Origin of the sequence: Klebsiella planticola (assembly GCF_000783935.2) — a bacterium.
Classification (GTDB): domain Bacteria; phylum Pseudomonadota; class Gammaproteobacteria; order Enterobacterales; family Enterobacteriaceae; genus Klebsiella; species Klebsiella planticola.
Window position 1 is genome coordinate 677,664 of record NZ_CP026047.1, and the last position, 18,693, is coordinate 696,356.

An 18,693-nucleotide genomic window follows, 5' to 3' on the forward strand; every position below is an offset into this window, starting at 1 on the left:
ACACACGCTTAACACATCAAGGAATAAGGGGAATGGGGGGGTTAGATCGTGGGACATCGGGCGGATTGCCCAATCCCCAGCGCCTGTAAAGCTTCAGCGGCGACGGCGGCGGCATGATCGGCCACCTGCGGCAGCCCCATCAGTTCGCCAAAATAGCCGCGAGCCGCCGGGCCAGAGATCAGCAGGTTGGGTATCGCACGCCCGTCGCGGCCAATCGCCCGGGAATGAGCATCCACGTCCAGCCCAAGACCCAGCTTATCGGCGCGAATCAGGCCACGACGGGCCAGTTCGCGCAGCAGCGGCTGGCTGTCGATCAGCCCGCCGTGGGCCGGGCCGGTGGTCAGAATCAGGTGGTCGACGGTCAGCGCAATGCGCTCGCCCGCGCGCGGCGCCAGGGTGAGGCTCAGCGTACGGGAATCGCCTTCCAGCGCCGTCAGCCGTGCAGCCAGCACCTGCAGGCTCCCCTCGCGCTGCCGTTGCTCGAGCACCTCGGCAATCTGCGGCGCAATGCGATAACGATGCACATCCCAGTAGCGCCGCAGATGACGCAGGAAACGCTGGCGGTCGGCAAACGTCAGCGCCTGCCAGATGCTCTGACCCTGATGACGCACCGCGTCCAGCACCACCTGCCAGGGAAGCCCCTGCTCTGCGGCACGCCTGACATCGCTGCGAACCTGCCGCAGCCGCTGGCGCAGCGTGCCGTGGCGATACTCGCCCGGCCATTGCGCCGCCGCGCTGCTGACGTTCCCGCGGGACAACAGGCCGTGGCGGGAAAAGGCGGTAATCGGCCCACGGTGGCCGAGCCGGGATAAAGTAGCGATGCAATCCGCCATCGTCAGCCCGGTTCCCATCACCGCCACCCGCGCGTCCGGGGCGATTGCCGTAAGGCTGTCCGCACGCCACGGGTTGGCAATCAGCGCCGGATGGTCGTGAAAAGGCGCCGCCAGACGCGGCAGCGCCGGCGGCGGATGGCTCACCGCCAGGATCAGCAGATCGCTTTGCAGCCGACGACCGCTCTCGGTCGTGATACCGCTTTCGTCAAAGGTCAGCGCCTGTTCGCGCAGGTGAACCAGTCGCCCGGCGCTCACCCGTACCGCCTCGGCAAAACGCTGGCTGACGTAGCGCCCGAACTGGCCGCGCTGGGGGTACAGCGAGCCATCTTCACGCCACGCCTGCGGATCGTCGGCAAAAGCAGGTTGACTACGGTACCAGCGGTCAAAAGCGCCCTCCTCCTCACCGGCCAACTGCATCCGCGAGGCGGGCACGTTGATGCGGTGGCTGGGTTCGGCGGTGGAATAGGCCACGCCGGCCCCGGGCACGGCGCGCGGCTCCAGCAGCGTCACCCGTACCCCTTCCGGCATCAGGTCAAGCAGATGAATAGCCACCGCCGCGCCGCTAAAGCCGCCGCCGACGATCGTGATATGAGGTTCAGCTGGCATAGGCCACCGCCTTATGAAAGAAGAAGCGAAACATTGCGACCTCCGCTCAGCTGGCGCTGACCTGTTTTACCGGGCGCTTATCGCCGCCGATGGTTTCACCGAACGGCCCGGTATTAACACCGCGCGCTTTTGGCTGGGCGTTGCTGGCCAGCGGCAGCAGCGGCATCACCAGCTCGGCAAAGCGGTGCGCCTCTTCCAGATGCGGGTAACCGGAGAAGATAAAGTTGGTGATCCCCAGCGCCTGATATTCACGGATGCGCTCCGCCACCTGCTGCGGATTGCCGACCAGCGCCGTCCCCGCCCCGCCGCGTACCAGCCCGACGCCGGCCCACAGGTTTGGCGCAATACGCAGATTGTCGCGCGAGCCGTTGTGCAGAGCGCTCATCCGCGCCTGGCCTGCGGAATCCATACGCGAGAAGATCTTCTGCGCCTGAGCAATGGTGTCATCATCCAGGTGGGCAATCAGTCGGTCGGCGGCGGCCCAGGCCTCCTCTTCCGTTTCACGGACGATCACATGCAGGCGAATACCGTATTGCAGGGTACGCCCGCGCGCCGCAGCGCGTTCACGAACGATAGCCAGCTTCTCCGCCACCAGCGCCGGCGGCTCTCCCCAGGTCAGGTAGCTGTCAATTTGCTCAGCGGCGACGTCGATGGCCTCCTCCGAAGAGCCGCCAAAGTACAGCGGCGGGCCGTTTTCCTGCACCGGCGGAAACAGCACTTCCGCCCCTTCAACGTGAATATGCTCCCCGTGATAGTCCACCTTTTCGCCTTTCAGCAAACGAGAGTAGACATCGAGAAATTCGCGGGTCACCTGGTAGCGTTCACTGTGGTTGAGGAAGATCCCATCGCCTTTGTTCTCCACCGGATCGCCGCCGGTCACCACGTTGATCAGCAGCCGCCCTTCCGACAGCCGGTCGAGGGTGGCCGCCATTCGCGCCGCCAGCGTCGGCGGCTGTAAACCCGGACGCACCGCCACCAGATAGCGCAGGCGGCGGGTTAACGGCGCCAGCGCCGACGCCACCAGCCAGGAGTCCTCGCAGCTTTTCCCGGTCGGAATCAGCACGCCGTAGTAGCCGAGGCTATCGGCGGCCAGCGCGACCTGCTGGAGATAAGGCAAATCCACCGGGCGACCGCCTTCGGTGGTCCCGAGATAACGGCCGTCACCGTGGGTGGGCAAGAACCAGAACACATTGATCGTATCGCTCGCTTTCTGCGTCATTATCCATTTCCTATATAACCATATTCGATATTCATCGAAGAGATGTTTTAATTTGGTTATATGAGTGTTAGCGATAATCATGCCAAAGGTGAATAAAAAATTAATTCAATAAAATCAGTTAATTATAATTTCACCCTGCCCATTTTGCTGTTGCAAATGCGCCAGTTCATGTGCCCCCGCTGTTGATTTTGCAACAGCCTGACGTCGCGACCCTCTGGTTTCTGTCGCTGGCAAAGGATAAGTTCAAGGCGTCATTTACCGGAGGTCCACCATGCTCAATCCTGAATCCCTGTCCGATACGCCCGTGCTGGTCGACCCGGCGTCGAAAGCGTTTCAGAGCCTGCTGGATAAGCTGGCGCCAACGGAAGCCACCGTACTGATCGTCGGCGAAACCGGCACCGGTAAAGAGGTGGTGGCCCGCTATCTTCATCATCACAGCACGCGTCGTCACCAGCCGTTTCTCGCCGTTAACTGCGGCGCGTTGACCGAAAGCCTGGCGGAAGCTGAACTCTTCGGCCATGAAAAAGGCGCCTTTACCGGCGCGGTGCAGAGCCACCCCGGCTGGTTTGAAGCCGCCGAGGGCGGGACCCTGCTGCTCGATGAGATCGGCGAACTGAGCCTGCCGCTGCAGGTCAAGCTGCTGCGCGTGCTGCAGGAGCGGGAAATTACCCGCGTCGGTTCGCGCAAGGCCATCAAAGTGAATGTGCGGGTCATCGCCGCCACCCATGTCGATTTAGCTCAGGCGATCCGCGAACGCCGCTTCCGCGAAGACCTCTACTACCGTTTGAATATCGCCATCGTGCCGCTGCCGCCGCTGCGCCAGCGCCGCCAGGATATTCCCCAGCTGGCCAATCACTTTTTAACGCTGTATGCCCGCCGGCTGGGTCGTCCGACCCGCCGCCTGGCGCCGGAAACGCTGGCGAGGCTGATGGACTATCCGTGGCCCGGCAATATCCGCGAACTGGAAAATACGTTACATAACGCGGTTCTGCTCAGCAAAGAGGAGGAGATTACGCCCGCGCAGCTGCGGCTGAGCACGTTGTACGATACGCCGACGACAACCACCGATAATGAACTGGATAGTTTTATCTATCAGCAGCTTAACCAGCCAGGCGAGGCACTGTGGGAGCGCATCACCGGGGCGCTGATCCGCGGAGCGATGGCCCACTGCGATGACAACCAAAGCCAGGCGGCGGCGCTGCTGGGCATCAGTCGCCATACCTTACGTACACAGCTGGCCAACATTGGACTGATTAAAAGCCGTCGGCGGGTAGAGACCACGCAGCGCCCGCTGTCGGCCGCCGTTTCCGCCGACCGCGAGTTACGTATCGGCTATCAGCGTTTTGGCAATCTGGGCATTTTAAAGGCCCGACAGAGCCTGGAAAGCGCCTTCGCCCATCTCGGGGTCAGCGTGCTGTGGAGCGAATTCCCTGCCGGGCCACAGCTGCTGCACGCCCTCGCCTGTCACGAAATTGATTTTGGCACCACCGGCGAAGCGCCACCGGTCTTTGCCCAGTCCGGCAACAGCGAGCTGGTGTACGTGGCGTGGGAACCGCCCGCGCCGCAGAGCGTGGCGATGGTTGTCCCGCAACATAGCGCGATCCGCACGATTGCCGACTTGCGCGGGAAGCGTATTGCGTTGAACAAAGGGTCAAACGTGCACTGGCTGCTGTTGCAGATTCTCGAGGAGGCAGGGCTGGGCTTAAATGACGTCAGGATTGTCTACACCCCGCCCAAATACCCGCTGACCGCCAGCGACTATCTGGCGGTGGATGCCTGGATGATGTGGGATCCGCTGTTAAGCGACGCCGAACACACCGGGGAGTTGCGGGTGGTAGCCAACGGCGAAGGTCGGGTGCACAACCATCAGTTCTACCTGTCGCGCCGCGACTACGTGACGCGTCATGGCGATATCATGCAGCGCCTGCTGCACGAGCTGACGCAAACCGGGCAGTTTATCGATCGGCGACGGGATGAAGCCGCCGGGCTGCTGGCGGCAGAGCTGGGGATTAACGTCGCCTCGCTGTCCCTGGCGTTGGCCCGCCGCAGCCATCGCCCGCGGATGATGGACCTCAAAGTGATCCGCGCGCAGCAAACTATTGCCGACCGTTTTTATGCGCTGGGCCTGATCGGCAAGCCGGTTGCGGTCCGCGAAGCGGTCTGGTACGGCGAGGCCACCCACAGCGAACCGGGCCTGCTGCTGCACGCCGATTAAGCCTCTTTGCGGCGCATCTTCCCGAATCTCCCCGTGCCGATAGCCTCTCCGCCACGGCAATGATACCCTTAAGGTTCTGTGAATAAGGGCCTGTTTCGACAGGCTCGCCAGGAGGTATCTGTGGCCGTTCATCTGTTAATTGTCGACGCACTCAATCTGATCCGCCGCATTCATGCGGTGCAGGGGTCCCCCTGCGTTGACACCTGCCTGCACGCGCTGGAGCAGCTCATCGTTCATAGCCAGCCAACCCATGCCGTGGCGGTTTTTGATGACGAAGATCGCGCCCACGGCTGGCGACACCAGCGCCTGCCGGAATACAAAGCCGGGCGCGCGCCCATGCCGGAAACCCTCGAAGCCGAAATGCCCGCCCTGCGCGCGGCCTTTGAGCAGCGCGGGATCCGCTGCTGGGCTTTAGCGGGCAACGAAGCGGACGACCTCGCCGCCACGCTGGCAATCAAAGTCGCCCATGCCGGACATCAGGCGACGATCGTCTCTACCGATAAAGGCTATTGCCAGCTGCTGTCGCCGACGATTCTGATCCGCGACTACTTTCAGAAACGCTGGCTGGACGCCCCTTTCATCGCCAAAGAGTTCGGCGTCACGCCGGAGCAACTGCCTGATTACTGGGGGCTGGCGGGGATCAGCAGTTCAAAAGTCCCGGGCGTGGCGGGGATTGGCCCAAAGAGCGCGGCGCAGCTGTTAACGGAGTATCAGGATCTGGAGGGCATCTATGCTCAGCTGGCGAAGGTACCTGAAAAATGGCGCAAAAAACTGGAAGAGCATAAAGAGATGGCCTTTACCTGCCGTGAGATAGCCCGCCTGCAGACCGATTTACAGCTCGACGGCAATTTACAGCAGCTGCGGCTGGCCCCTCAGGCATAAACAAACCGACAGGGCGACGCTGGCATCGCCCTGTGCATGAGGCACTACCACGCAGTATGATACAGGGTCATGATCTCCTCCAGGCTGGCCTCCCGGGGGTTCCCCCCGGTACAGACATCAGCAAAAGCCGCCTGTGCCAGCGCCGGAATATCCTCTTTACGTACCCCAACGTCACGCAGATTTGGGGGAATACCGACATCGCGGTTAAGACGGAAGACGGCATCAACGGCGGACTGGCGCGCCTGCTCCAGACTCACGCCATCCACGTTCTCCCCCATTGCGCGAGCGATATCGCGGAACTTCTCGCCGCTGAAGTCGGCGTTGTAGCGCATCACGTGGGGTAACAAAATCGCATTCGCCACGCCGTGCGGGGTGTTGTAAAACGCCCCTAAAGGATGCGCCATACCGTGCACCAGCCCCAGCCCGACGTTGGAAAACCCCATGCCAGCAATGTACTGTCCCAGCGCCATCGCTTCGCCTGCCTGACTATCGCCGGCTACCGAATCTCGCAACGCGCCGGCAATCACCTCAATGGCTTTAATATGTAGCGCATCGGTCAGCGCCCATGCCGCCCGGGTGATGTAGCCTTCAATCGCATGGGTCAACGCATCCACGCCGGTCGCGGCTTTTAACGCCGGCGGCATGCCGTCCATCATATCGGCATCGATAAAGGCCACCTGAGGGATATCATGCGGGTCGACGCAGACGAATTTACGCCGCTGCGCTTCATCGGTTATCACATAGTTAATGGTCACTTCCGCCGCGGTTCCTGCGGTGGTCGGAATGGCCATGATCGGTACCCCCGGATTGCGGGTCGGCGATAGCCCTTCCAGGCTACGCACGTCGGCAAACTCCGGGTTAGCGTGGATAATGCCGATCGCCTTACAGGTATCCTGCGGCGAACCGCCGCCAATCGCGATCAGGTAGTCGGCGCCGCTGCGTTGAAACGCTCCGAGCCCCTCCTGCACCACGGCAATCGTCGGATTAGGGATCGCGCCGGAAAATATCTCCCAGGCCAGGCCCGCGTCATCCATCCTGCGCGTCACCTTGTCGACCACGCCGCATTGCGCCAGATTCTTATCCGTCACTATCAGCGCCTTGCGATATCCCCGGCGGGTCACTTCATCGGTTAATGCCGCCACCGCTCCCCGACCGAACCATGCCGTCTCGTTTAAAATCATTCTGTTCGCCATCGTCGCCTCCCGCTCGCTTTGCGAATCACTCTTCGATACGTAACCCGTAGGTTTTGAATTTTTCCAGTACGATGGCAATGGCCTCGTCGTCCAGCACCGGTACAGGATCGACGATCGCCAGGGTACTGAGATAGAGTTGAGCCAGAACCTCGACTTCATGCGCCAGCCACAGCGCTTTTTCCAGATTCTCTTCACAGGCAATCAGGCCATGGTGCTGCAGCAGCGTCGCTTTGCGATGCTTTAACGCCACGGCGACAAACTCTGACAGTTCGCGAGTCCCAAAGGTGGCATACGGCGCACAGGGAATGGAGTTCCCTCCGGCAGCGGCAATCATGTAGTGGATCGCCGGGATCGGGCGATTGAGGATCGACACCGCCGTGCAGTGCACCGCGTGATTATGCACCACGGCCTGCGCATCGGGCCGGGTCTGGTAGGCGGCCAGATGAAAACGCCACTCGCTCGACGGCAGTTTCCCCTGCTCGTGCTGGCCGTTGGCATCGATCCACACGATGTGAGATTCAGTGAGTTTTTCATAAGGAATCCCCGTCGGCGTAATCAGCATCCCCCCGTCATAACGCACGCTCACGTTCCCGGCGGTGCCCTGATTCAGCCCCAGTCGGGTCATTTCCAGGCAGGTATCAATAATCTGCCGCGCCAGTCTGTTCCGTTCCATTTATTTACCTCTCTCAGCGATTCAACACCGGGCTAACAGAAACGCTTTCGCGTTGCATTCCGGCCCTGTTGAGTCAGTTTTATATTTACTGGCTATCATCATATTGAATAATCAGAAAGGAATTTACATTCACGTATTCTGTGACCGCCATCAATTAATTTCCCTGGTTTAATCAGGCCGCAATATTTTTCAGCCGTGAAAAATGACCGTTATTATTTTTCTCGTTCTAAACGGGCAATTTAGCTTGTCATTTAACAACTGACCGTTTTCACCACAATAAATTAAATCGGGCAACCATCCTGTGGCTTTTAAATTAATTTCACTCAAACGGTCATTGTTTTACAGAAATTAAAGTGATAGCAATCACATAAAACCACCGTTATTGGGTGAAGTGTGACCGTTATCATATTAAAAGACCTTTTTTATTTGAAAATGACCTCATGAGTTCATTCACCCCCCCTAATTATTCAAGAGACGCTCTCGCGGCGGGATGAGAATAACGAGGACGTCGGCACAGGAACTCACCCGGTTGCCGGTCTGGTGAGTCATACCAACCGCACGCCTGAGATGCTGAACACGCTTCTTAACTGATGAGGATGCTATGGGAAATACAACAATACAAACGCAGAGTTTTCGCGCGGTGGATGTCGGTCAACGTCAGCGCTACATTATTCCATTCGCCTTGCTGTGCTCATTATTTTTTCTTTGGGCTGTCGCCAATAATCTCAATGATATTTTGCTACCCCAGTTTCAACAGGCCTTTACATTAACCAACTTCCAGGCAGGCCTGATTCAGTCGGCATTTTATTTTGGCTACTTTGTCATTCCGATCCCCGCCGGAATACTGATGAAGAAACTCAGCTATAAAGCCGGGATCATTACCGGGTTATTTTTGTATGCTTTCGGCGCTGCGCTATTCTGGCCCGCTGCTGAAATCATGAATTATACGTTATTTCTCATCGGGATTTTTATTATTGCCGCCGGTCTCGGGTGTCTTGAAACGGCAGCAAACCCTTTCGTCACGGTATTAGGCCCGGAAAGCGGTGGTCACTTCCGTCTTAATCTGGCGCAAACCTTTAACTCTTTTGGCGCCATTATTGCAGTTGTATTTGGGCAAAGTCTTATTTTGTCTCATGTGCCACATCAATCTCCGGAGGTGCTCGATAAAATGGCGCCTGACCAGCTCAGCGCCTATAAACACAGCCTGGTCCTGTCGGTCCAGACCCCGTACATGATTATCGTCGCCGTGGTGCTGCTGGTCGCTCTGCTGATTATGCTGACAAAATTTCCGGCTCTGCAAAGCGACGACCACAGTGAAAGCGAACCCAGCTCCTTCGTGGCCTCATTCAGCCGCCTCGCCCGCATTCGCCACTGGCGCTGGGCGGTACTGGCGCAGTTCTGCTACGTCGGCGCGCAAACCGCCTGCTGGAGCTATCTGATCCGCTACGCCATTGAAGAGATTCCCGGCATGACCCCAGGTTTCGCCGCCAACTACCTGACCGGCACGATGGTGTGCTTCTTTATTGGCCGCTTTAGCGGGACCTGGCTTATCAGCCGCTTTGCCCCGCATAAAGTCCTTGCCGCCTACGCCCTGCTGTCGATGGCGCTGTGCCTGATCTCCGCCCTGAGCGGCGGGCATATCGGCCTGCTGGCCCTGACGCTGTGCAGCGCGTTCATGTCCATTCAGTACCCGACCATTTTCTCTTTGGGGATCAAGAGCCTGGGACAGGACACCAAATACGGATCGTCGTTTATCGTCATGACCATTATTGGCGGCGGGATCGTCACGCCGGTGATGGGCTTTGTCAGCGATGCCGCCGGCAACATCCCCACCGCAGAACTGGTTCCGGCACTGTGCTTTGCCATCATCTTTATTTTTGCCCGTTTCCGCTCACAAGCGGTAACGAACTGAACATTTTCCGAATAACGTGAGGAGTCTGTAATGAAAAGAATCAGCTTACCCAAAATTGGTATTCGCCCGGTGATTGACGGACGTCGTATGGGAGTACGCGAGTCGCTGGAAGAGCAGACCATGAATATGGCAAAAGCCACCGCCGCGCTGATTAGCGAGAAACTCCGTCATGCCAGCGGCGCGCAGATTGAGTGCGTGATTGCCGACACCTGCATCGCCGGCATGGCGGAATCCGCCGCCTGCGAGGAGAAGTTCAGCAGCCAGAACGTCGGCGTGACGATCACCGTGACCCCTTGCTGGTGCTACGGCAGCGAAACCATCGACATGGATCCGCTGCGCCCGAAGGCCATCTGGGGATTTAACGGCACGGAGCGCCCCGGCGCCGTCTATCTGGCCGCCGCGCTGGCCGCCCACAGTCAGAAAGGGATCCCGGCGTTCTCGATCTACGGCCATGATGTCCAGGATGCCGACGACACCACCATCCCGGCCGACGTTGAGGAAAAACTGCTGCGTTTTGCCCGCGCCGGGCTCGCCGTTGCCAGCATGAAAGGGAAAAGCTATCTCTCCGTGGGTGGGGTTTCGATGGGCATCGCTGGCTCCATCGTCGACCATAACTTCTTTGAATCCTGGCTGGGGATGAAGGTCCAGGCGGTTGATATGACCGAACTGCGCCGCCGCATCGACCAGAAAATCTATGATGAAGTCGAGCTGGAAATGGCGCTGGCCTGGGCGGATAAAAACTTCCGCTACGGCGAGGACCAGAACGCGCAGCACTATAAGCGCGATGAAGAACAGAGCCGCGCGGTGCTAAAAGAGAGCCTGCTGATGGCGATGTGTATTCGCGACATGATGCAGGGCAACAAGAAACTGGCAGAAAAAGGGCTGGTCGAGGAGTCGCTGGGCTACAACGCCATCGCCGCCGGCTTCCAGGGTCAGCGCCACTGGACCGATCAATATCCGAACGGCGACACCGCCGAGGCGCTGCTCAACAGCTCCTTCGACTGGAACGGCGTACGTGAGCCTTTTGTCGTCGCTACCGAGAACGACAGCCTCAACGGGGTAGCGATGCTAATGGGCCACCAGTTGACCGGTACCGCGCAGGTATTTGCCGATGTGCGCACCTACTGGTCGCCGGACGCGGTTGAGCGCGTGACCGGCCAGCCGCTCACCGGGCTGGCGGAACATGGCATTATTCACCTGATTAACTCGGGCTCCGCCGCGCTGGACGGTTCCTGCAAACAGCGGGATGAAGAGGGCAAACCAACGATGAAACCGCACTGGGAGATTTCGCAGAAAGAGGCGGATGCCTGCCTGGCGGCAACCGAATGGTGTCCGGCGATTCATGAATACTTCCGCGGCGGCGGCTACTCCTCACGCTTCCTGACTGAAGGCGGCGTGCCGTTTACCATGACCCGGGTCAACATCATCAAAGGTCTGGGACCGGTGCTGCAAATAGCCGAAGGCTGGAGCGTCGAGCTGCCAAAAGCGATGCACGACCAGCTGGATGCCCGCACCAACTCCACGTGGCCCACCACCTGGTTTGCCCCGCGCCTCACCGGCAAAGGCCCGTTTGCCGACGTCTATTCGGTGATGGCCAACTGGGGGGCTAACCATGGCGTGCTGACTATCGGCCACGTCGGCGCTGACTTTATTACCCTGGCGGCCATGCTGCGGATCCCGGTCTGCATGCATAACGTGGAAGAGGGCAAAATCTACCGTCCGTCCAGCTGGTCCGCCCACGGCATGGACACGGAAGGCCAGGACTACCGCGCCTGTCAGAACTACGGCCCGCTGTATAAACGTTAATGGCTTTGCCCGGTGGCGCAAGCTTACCGGGCCTACGGGCACGTCAGCCGTAGGTCGGATAAGCGCAGCGCCATCCGGCGACGTTTATGGAGTTAATATGAAAAATGAAGTCATCCTCGTCCTCGACTGCGGCGCCACCAACGTGCGGGTTATCGCCGTCGATCGTCAGGGTAAAATTGTCGCCCGGGCCTCAACCGCCAACGCCAGTGAGCGCGCCGCGGAGAACCCCGCGTGGCACCAGTGGTCGCTGGAGGCTATTCTGCAACGCTTCGCCGACTGCTGTCAGCGCCTCTCGGCCGAACTGGCCGCGTGCCGGATTCGCGGCATCACGGTGACCACCTTTGGCGTTGACGGCGCGCTGGTCGATGAGCACGGTACGCTGCTCTACCCGACGATCAGCTGGAAATGCCCGCGCACGCTCGCAGTGATGGAGAACATCGGACAGCTGATCGCCCCGCAGCGCCTGCAGGAGATCTCCGGCGTCGGGGCATTCAGCTTCAATACCCTGTATAAACTGGTGTGGCTGAAAGAGCATCACCCGCAGTTGCTGGCAAAGGCCCACGCCTGGCTGTTTATCTCCTCGTTGATCAATCACCGTTTAACCGGCGCCTTCACGACCGATATCACCATGGCGGGCACCAGCCAGATGCTGGATATTCATCGGCGGGATTTCAGCCCCGAGATTCTGGAGGCTACCGGGATACCGCGTCGTCTGTTCCCGACGCTGGTCGAAGCGGGCGACAGGATAGGTTCGCTGCGCCACGATGCCGCTGCGCAGCTGGGGCTTCCCGCCGGCCTGCCGGTGTTCTCCGCCGGCCACGATACGCAGTTTGCGCTGTTTGGCGCCGGTGCTCAGCAGGATGAACCGGTGCTCTCCTCCGGTACCTGGGAAATCCTGATGGTACGTAGCGGCGAGGTCAACACCGCCTTGCTCAGTCAGTATCCCGGCTCAACCTGCGAGCTGGACAGTCTGGCCGGGCTGACCAATCCCGGGATGCAGTGGCTGGCCTCCGGGGTGCTGGAGTGGGTTCGTCAGCTGCTCTGGACGCCCCAAACGCCCTGGCAAACGCTGATTGATGAGGCGCGGCTGATTCCCGCCGGCGCAGAAGGCGTGAAGATGCAGTGCGACCTGCTGGCCTGCCAGCATGCGGGCTGGCAAGGCGTCACGCTCAATACGACCCGCGGCCATTTTTATCGCGCGGCGCTGGAGGGGTTAACCAGCCAGCTGAAAAATAACCTGCGCACTCTGGAAAATATCGGCCATTTTAAGGCCAGAGAACTGCTGCTGGTCGGCGGCGGCAGTCGCAATGTGCTGTGGAATCAAATCAAAGCCAACATGCTCGATATACCGATTAAGGTACTGGATGACGCCGAAACCACCGTGTCAGGGGCTGCGATGTACGCCTGGTCTGGCGCCGGCGAGTTTGCCAGCGCCGGGCAGGCCCGATCGCAGGTCCACTATCAGTACCGCTACTTCTACCCGCAAACCGAACCCGAACTGTCAGAGGGAGTATGAAATGTTAAAAACAATCTCTCCGCTCATTTCCCCTCAACTCCTCAAGGTCCTCGCCGAGATGGGTCACGGGGATGAGATTATTTTTTCTGATGCGCACTTCCCGGCCCACAGCATCGGGCCACAGGTGCTGCGCGCCGATGGCCTGCAGGTGAGCGATCTCTTACGCGCGGTAATTCCGCTGTTTGAGCTCGACAGCTATGCGCCGCCGCTGGTCATGATGGCGGCGGTCGAAGGCGATACGCTCGACCCGCAGGTGGAAATGCGCTATCGCGACGCCCTCTCACCACAGAGTCCATGTCCGGATATCGTCCGTATCGACCGCTTTGCCTTCTATGAGCGGGCGCAAAAAGCCTTTGCGATCGTTATCACAGGCGAACGCGCTAAGTACGGGAATATTCTTTTAAAAAAAGGGGTAACGCCGTAATCTCATGCCGGAGCGTCCGCCTGATGCGGACGCTCATCGAATGACAGGGTGAGAACATGAAAGCGGCACGCCAGCAAGCGATAATAGACCTGCTGATCAACCATAGCAGCCTGACGACGGAAGCCTTATCGCTACAGCTCAACGTCAGTAAAGAGACGATTCGTCGCGATCTGAGCGAGCTGCAGTCGCGGGGAAAAGTGCTGCGTAACCACGGTCGGGTCAAAATCATTCATCGGGAAAGCCAGGACAGCGGCGACCCTTTCCATATTCGCCTCAAAAGCCACTATGCCCATAAAGCGGATATCGCCCGCGGCGCCCTGGCCTGGATTGACGAAGGGATGGTGATTGCCCTCGACGCCAGCTCCACCTGCTGGTATCTGGCCCGCCAGCTGCCGGATATCAACCTGCACGTCTTTACCAACAGCCAGCCGATTTGCCAGGAGCTGAGCAAACGCGAAAACATTCAGCTCACCTGCTCCGGCGGCACGCTCCAGCGCAAATATGGCTGCTACGTCAGCCCTTCGCTGATCTCACAGCTCAAATCGCTGGAGATCGATCTGTTTATTTTTTCCTGCGAAGGTATCGATAGCCACGGCGCGCTGTGGGATTCAAATACGGTGAACGCCGATTTTAAATCGCTGCTGCTCAAACGCGCGGCGCAATCGCTACTGCTGATCGACAAAAGTAAGTTTAATCGTTCGGGGGAGGCCAGGATTGGTCATCTGGATGATGTGACACACATTCTTTCTGACGCGCAGATAGCGGCAAAATAACCGGCGGGACAAGAGAACCCGGATAACGCTGCCGTTATCCGGGACACGACGCGAGCTTAGCGTTCGTCGCGGCGACCGCCAACGGCCGCCCACAGGCGACGGACGTGAACGGTCACCTCTTCACGATCGTGATACAACTGACGCGCCTGGATCTGGGCATTAATCCCGTGTTCATCCAGCTGTTCCTGGATATAGGCAAGGTTGCGCGACAGCTCCTCATAGCGCTTTTTCATCGGCAGCTTAAGGTTAAAGATGGTTTCCCGGCACCAGCCGTTCACCAGCCACTGCGCCATCAGCGCCGCTACTTTCGCCGGTTTCTCCACCATATCGCACACCATCCACGAGATGTTGTTGCGCGTTGGCCGATACTTGAAGCCATCTTCACGCAGCCAGGTCACCTGCCCGGTATCCATCAGACTCTGCGCCATCGGGCCGTTATCCACGGAGGAGACCCACATATTGCGTTTCACCAGCTGATAGGTCCAGCCGCCGGGGCAGGCCCCCAGATCCACCGCATACATCCCGTTGCCCAGACGCTCGTCCCACTCATCTGCCGGGATAAAGACGTGAAACGCCTCTTCCAGCTTCAGCGTAGAACGGCTCGGCGCATCAGACGGGAACTTCAGACGCGGGATCCCCATATAGAACGGCGAGTTGTTGGTGGTGTACGAGTAACCGGTATAGCAGCAGCCGGGGGCAATAAAGAACACATGCACCACCGGGCGCTTCGGCGTTTCATAGTTGGTGAGCACGCCCGCTTCACGCAGCGCCGCGCGCAGCGGAACCGTCAGTTTACGGCAGAACTTCATCAGCTCTTTGCTTTCATTGGTATCGGCCACTTCCACCCGCAGATCGCCGCCCTTCTCGACCACGCCCTGCAGCATCCCGACAATCGGCGTGATGCGATCTTCCGGCGGCAGGTCGCGCAGCAGTTCGCCGGCCACAAACATCTGACGGGCGAAAACCAGCGAGCTGAACGGCAGTTCACGCACCAGTTTGTCGCCATCTTCCATCTGATAGCATTCAAAAATGACATAGCCAGAGTCTTCTTTCACTCGGGCAAAACCAAACACCTCAAGGCGGGAGGCCTTATCAGTAATTTCTGCTGCGCACTCCTTCTCAAACCCGGGGCGACAATAGAGGACAACCTTATTCATGAACAACGCCCTTACGTTTCAGACGAATTGCACCAATTAACATTAAAACCCAACCGGCGAGGAAGCTCACGCCTCCGACCGGCGTCACGAACGCCCACAGGCGTAAATGCGACAGCGCCAGGCAGTAGAGACTGCCGCTGAACAAAACGGTACCGAGCGCCATAAAGACGCTACTCCAGTAGAACCAGATACTGATACGGCGCTGCATCGCCACCGCCAGACCAAAAATAGCCAGCGTATGGAAGGCCTGGTACTCAAGCCCGGTATGAATCCAGGCCATTTCCGCCGCGCCTAACGACCGGCTTAATACATGCGCGCCAAAGGCGCCCAGAGCAACAAAGACGAAACCGCTTATCGCGGCAAATATCAGCATAAATCGGCTGGTCATGTTTTTACCCTACAATCATTTATTGTTCGTAACGAAAACGAAATTTTTCTTGTTCGCTCGCCGCTTTCGCCAGTATCCATTGTCGGAAGGCGGCTATTTTACCCAGTTCAGCCTGACTGTCATGACAAACGAGATAAAACGCATTCTTACTGACCAGAACATCATTAAACGGGCAGACCAACCGGCCGGCCTCGATCTCGGACTGGGACATCACATTATTGGCCAGGGCGACCCCTTGCCCGTGAATAGCCGCCTGCAGCACCATCGCGCTGTGGCTGAAAATAGGCCCCTGCTGCACATTAATATGGCTTAGACCAAGCTGACGGGTATAAGTTTGCCAGTCGCGGCGGGAAGCATCGTGCAACAGCGTATGTTGCGCCAGATCCGCAGGTGTTTTCAATGCCTTGTCACCGGTCAGCAGCGCCGGAGAACAGACGGGCAGCAGATATTCGGCGTACAATTTTTCGACGCGCAGACCTGGCCAGTTGCCGCGGCCATAGAAAATCGCCACGTCGACGTCATCCGCCAGTTTGTCCTCCTGACGGTCCACGGCCTGGATTCTGACATCAATCCCCGGATAAGCTGAGTTAAAGCTTGAGAGTCGCGGCACCAGCCACTGGATCGCAAAACTGGGCAGTAAACTCACCGTTAAGGCCCCTTTCGCGCTTCGGGCCTGTAGTTTACGCGTCGCCTCGGTCAGCTGCGAAAAAATCTCTTTAATATCCTGAAAATAGCTCTGGCCTTCTTCCGTCAGCAGCAGCGATCGATTGCGGCGGCGAAACAGCTTCAGCCCTAGAAAATCCTCTAGTGACTTGATTTGGTGACTTACTGCGGCCTGCGTCACAAAAAGCTCATCTGCTGCGCGAGTGAAGCTTAAGTGACGTGCGGCTGCATCAAAAACACGTAATGCATTCAGGGGCGGTAATCGCTTTGACATGGTTATTCTGGCTTAGATGTTAAGGCGTTTTAACAAACAGGAAACAACAGTTAACCTATTAGTTTTTTTTATCTGAGCCATTATAATTTGTCCGTTGAGGTTCTACCAGCAAATACCTATAGTGGCGGCACTTCCTGAGCCGGAACGAAGAGCTTTTTTTTGGAATGCGTGTTCCAACAAGCTTTTGGCTTACGGTTGTGATGTTGTGTTGTTGTGTTTGCAATTGGTCTGTGTTTGCAGACCATGGTAGTAAAGCTACCCTTTTCACTTCCTGTACATTTACCCTGTCTGTCCATAGTGATTTAATGTAGCACCGCAACATGCGGTGCTTTTTTTTTGCCTGTCTGCCGCCGCGCTGACCTGAATCTCCTCCTCTCTTCCTTTCGCCAGCCTTGCCCTGATGACTAAATTGCGCGACGATCGTCGTATTGCAACGAGGAATTCCATGAACGCATTCAATCCTGCTCACTTTCGCGCCCAGTTTCCTGCGCTGGCCGATGCCGGCGTTTACCTTGATAGCGCAGCGACGGCGCTGAAGCCGCTCGCCGTCATCGACGCCAGCGACCAGTTTTACCGCCTCAGCGCAGGCAACGTTCATCGTAGCCAGTTTGCCGCCGCCCAGCGCCTGACTGAACGCTATGAAAATGCCCGCGAGCGCGTGGCGGCGCTGCTCAATGCCCCGTCCGCGAAAGATATCGTCTGGACGCGCGGCACCACCGAAGCCATCAATATGGTGGCGCAGAGCTATCTTCGCCCGCGCCTGCGGCCCGGCGATGAAATCATCGTCAGTGAAGCGGAGCACCATGCCAACCTGGTTCCCTGGCTGATGGTCGCAGAGCAAACCGGCGCCCGGATCGTGAAGCTGCCCGTCGCTGCCGATCGCCTGCCCGACGTCGCCCTTCTGCCTTCTCTTATTACGCCGCGCAGTCGGCTGCTGGCCATCGGCCAGATGTCCAACGTGACCGGCGGCTGCCCGGACCTGGCGACGGCAATCCGCCATGCGCATGACGCCGGTATGGTGGTGATGGTTGACGGTGCTCAGGGGGCGGTTCATTTTCCCGCCGACGTTCAGCGGCTAGACATCGATTTTTATGCGTTTTCCGGCCATAAGCTGTACGGACCAACGGGTATTGGCGCGCTGTACGGCAAAAGCGCGCTGCTGGATGCCATGTCGCCCTGGCTCGGCGGCGGCAAAATGATTACCGAGGTCACCTTCGCCGGGTTTGCCACTCAGCCGGTTCCCTATCGCCTGGAAGCCGGGACGCCAAATATTGCTGGCGTCATTGGCCTGAGCGCCGCGCTGGAGTGGCTGGAGGAGACCGATATCGCCCAGGCCGAAAGCTGGAGCCGTAGCCTGGCGACGCTGGCGGAAGATGAGCTGGCGAAGCGGCCTGGCTTTCGTTCCTTCCGCTGTCAGGAGTCCAGCCTGCTGGCGTTTGACTTCGCCGGAGTACATCACAGCGACATGGTAACCCTGTTGGCGGAGTCGGGTATTGCGCTGCGTGCCGGACAGCACTGCGCCCAACCGCTGCTGGCGGCACTGGGCGTTAGCGGTACCTTGCGCGCCTCGTTTGCCCCCTATAATACTCAGGATGATGTTTACGCGCTGGTGCATGCCGTTGACCGCGCCCTGGAAATACTGGTGGATTAATGACGACTTCTCATCCTTTTGGTACCAGCATCACCGAAGAGACCTTACGCCAGACGTTTATTCCGCTCAGCCAGTGGGAAGATAAATACCGCCAGCTGATTTTATTGGGTAAGCGGCTGCCTGCGCTGTCGGATGACCTGAAAGAACGGGCCAAAGAGATTGCCGGATGTGAAAACCGCGTCTGGCTGGGCTATACCGTTGATGCTGACGGTAAACTGCACTTCTTCGGCGATAGCGAAGGCCGGATTGTGCGCGGTATGCTGGCGGTGCTGCTCACGGCGGTAGAAGGGAAAAGCGCCGCCGAGCTGCTGGCTCAGGATCCGCTGACGCTGTTTGATGAGCTGGGGCTGCGCGGTCAGCTGAGCGCCTCGCGCAGCCAGGGACTGAGCGCGCTGAGCGAAGCGGTGCTCGCCGCCGCTCGCGAGGCTTAATTTCTCTTTTAACCTCCCCCGGTGGCGCTACGCTGACCGGGGCTACAGTCAGCGCCGTATCGTAGCCGGGCAAGGAG

The 18,693-nt window shown here is 58.7% G+C and carries 16 protein-coding genes; 9 read left to right on the forward strand and 7 right to left on the reverse strand.

Annotation, left to right across the window (positions count from 1 at the left end; all coding sequences use genetic code 11):
* Window positions 1–41 precede the first annotated feature (41 nt).
* Together MC50_RS03180 and ssuD are read right to left on the reverse strand one after the other, a co-directional pair.
* Window positions 42–1,439 (reverse strand): FAD/NAD(P)-binding protein, encoded by a 1,398-nt coding sequence (locus MC50_RS03180; protein WP_047663430.1) that lies wholly within the window; start codon window positions 1,437–1,439, stop codon window positions 42–44.
* 46 nt (window positions 1,440–1,485) lie between these two features.
* A complete protein-coding gene (ssuD, locus tag MC50_RS03185) occupies window positions 1,486–2,658 on the reverse strand; it encodes an FMNH2-dependent alkanesulfonate monooxygenase (protein WP_032696744.1) in 1,173 nt (390 codons plus the stop codon).
* Between the two features lie 271 nt (window positions 2,659–2,929).
* On the opposite strand from ssuD, the gene MC50_RS03190 reads away from it, so the two are divergent.
* Together MC50_RS03190 and xni are read left to right on the forward strand one after the other, a co-directional pair.
* Window positions 2,930–4,873 carry a sigma-54-dependent Fis family transcriptional regulator gene (locus tag MC50_RS03190; protein WP_032690928.1) on the forward strand — a complete coding sequence of 648 codons (1,944 nt, stop codon included), beginning with the start codon at window positions 2,930–2,932 and terminating at the stop codon, window positions 4,871–4,873.
* 120 nt (window positions 4,874–4,993) lie between these two features.
* Window positions 4,994–5,755 carry a flap endonuclease Xni gene (gene xni / locus MC50_RS03195; protein WP_032690927.1) on the forward strand — a complete coding sequence of 254 codons (762 nt, stop codon included), beginning with the start codon at window positions 4,994–4,996 and terminating at the stop codon, window positions 5,753–5,755.
* A gap of 44 nt (window positions 5,756–5,799) precedes the next feature.
* Here the strand turns inward: xni and fucO are convergent, their stop codons facing one another.
* On the reverse strand, window positions 5,800–6,948 hold the full coding sequence (gene fucO, locus MC50_RS03200) for a lactaldehyde reductase (RefSeq protein ID WP_049266558.1): 1,149 nt from the start codon (window positions 6,946–6,948) through the stop codon (window positions 5,800–5,802).
* 25 nt (window positions 6,949–6,973) lie between these two features.
* On the reverse strand, window positions 6,974–7,621 hold the full coding sequence (gene fucA, locus MC50_RS03205; protein ID WP_032690925.1) for an L-fuculose-phosphate aldolase: 648 nt from the start codon (window positions 7,619–7,621) through the stop codon (window positions 6,974–6,976).
* Between the two features lie 601 nt (window positions 7,622–8,222).
* Here fucA and fucP point away from each other — a divergent pair.
* The 5 genes from fucP (at window position 8,223) to fucR (ending at window position 14,052) form a co-directional block, all read left to right on the forward strand.
* Window positions 8,223–9,533: an L-fucose:H+ symporter permease gene (fucP, locus tag MC50_RS03210; RefSeq protein ID WP_047663431.1), complete on the forward strand. Its 1,311-nt coding sequence runs from the start codon at window positions 8,223–8,225 to the stop codon at window positions 9,531–9,533.
* Window positions 9,534–9,563: 30 nt separating this feature from the next.
* Window positions 9,564–11,339, forward strand: coding sequence for an L-fucose isomerase (gene fucI, locus MC50_RS03215; protein ID WP_032698873.1), 1,776 nt, complete (start codon window positions 9,564–9,566; stop codon window positions 11,337–11,339).
* 97 nt (window positions 11,340–11,436) lie between these two features.
* Window positions 11,437–12,855 carry an L-fuculokinase gene (gene fucK, locus MC50_RS03220; protein WP_046853506.1) on the forward strand — a complete coding sequence of 473 codons (1,419 nt, stop codon included), beginning with the start codon at window positions 11,437–11,439 and terminating at the stop codon, window positions 12,853–12,855.
* Between the two features lies 1 nt (window position 12,856).
* Window positions 12,857–13,279 (forward strand): L-fucose mutarotase, encoded by a 423-nt coding sequence (fucU, locus tag MC50_RS03225; RefSeq protein ID WP_032690921.1) that lies wholly within the window; start codon window positions 12,857–12,859, stop codon window positions 13,277–13,279.
* 56 nt (window positions 13,280–13,335) lie between these two features.
* Window positions 13,336–14,052 carry an L-fucose operon activator gene (fucR, locus tag MC50_RS03230; protein ID WP_032690920.1) on the forward strand — a complete coding sequence of 239 codons (717 nt, stop codon included), beginning with the start codon at window positions 13,336–13,338 and terminating at the stop codon, window positions 14,050–14,052.
* A gap of 56 nt (window positions 14,053–14,108) precedes the next feature.
* On the opposite strand, the gene rlmM is transcribed toward fucR, so the two are convergent.
* The 3 genes from rlmM to gcvA are packed head-to-tail and all read right to left on the reverse strand — an operon-like array spanning window position 14,109 to window position 16,534.
* Window positions 14,109–15,209 (reverse strand): 23S rRNA (cytidine(2498)-2'-O)-methyltransferase RlmM, encoded by a 1,101-nt coding sequence (gene rlmM, locus MC50_RS03235; protein WP_004867036.1) that lies wholly within the window; start codon window positions 15,207–15,209, stop codon window positions 14,109–14,111.
* A complete protein-coding gene (locus MC50_RS03240; RefSeq protein WP_032690919.1) occupies window positions 15,202–15,597 on the reverse strand; it encodes a DUF423 domain-containing protein in 396 nt (131 codons plus the stop codon). Before MC50_RS03240 ends, rlmM begins: the two co-directional genes overlap by 8 nt.
* Window positions 15,598–15,616: 19 nt before the next feature.
* Window positions 15,617–16,534 (reverse strand): glycine cleavage system transcriptional regulator GcvA, encoded by a 918-nt coding sequence (gene gcvA / locus MC50_RS03245; RefSeq protein WP_015585849.1) that lies wholly within the window; start codon window positions 16,532–16,534, stop codon window positions 15,617–15,619.
* Window positions 16,535–16,979: 445 nt separating this feature from the next.
* Here gcvA and csdA point away from each other — a divergent pair, with 445 nt between their 5' ends.
* Window positions 16,980–18,185, forward strand: a complete 1,206-nt coding sequence (gene csdA / locus MC50_RS03250) for a cysteine desulfurase CsdA (protein WP_047663432.1) — start codon at window positions 16,980–16,982, stop codon at window positions 18,183–18,185.
* A complete protein-coding gene (gene csdE, locus MC50_RS03255; protein WP_032690917.1) occupies window positions 18,185–18,616 on the forward strand; it encodes a cysteine desulfurase sulfur acceptor subunit CsdE in 432 nt (143 codons plus the stop codon). Before csdA ends, csdE begins: the two co-directional genes overlap by 1 nt.
* Window positions 18,617–18,693: the final 77 nt, after the last annotated feature.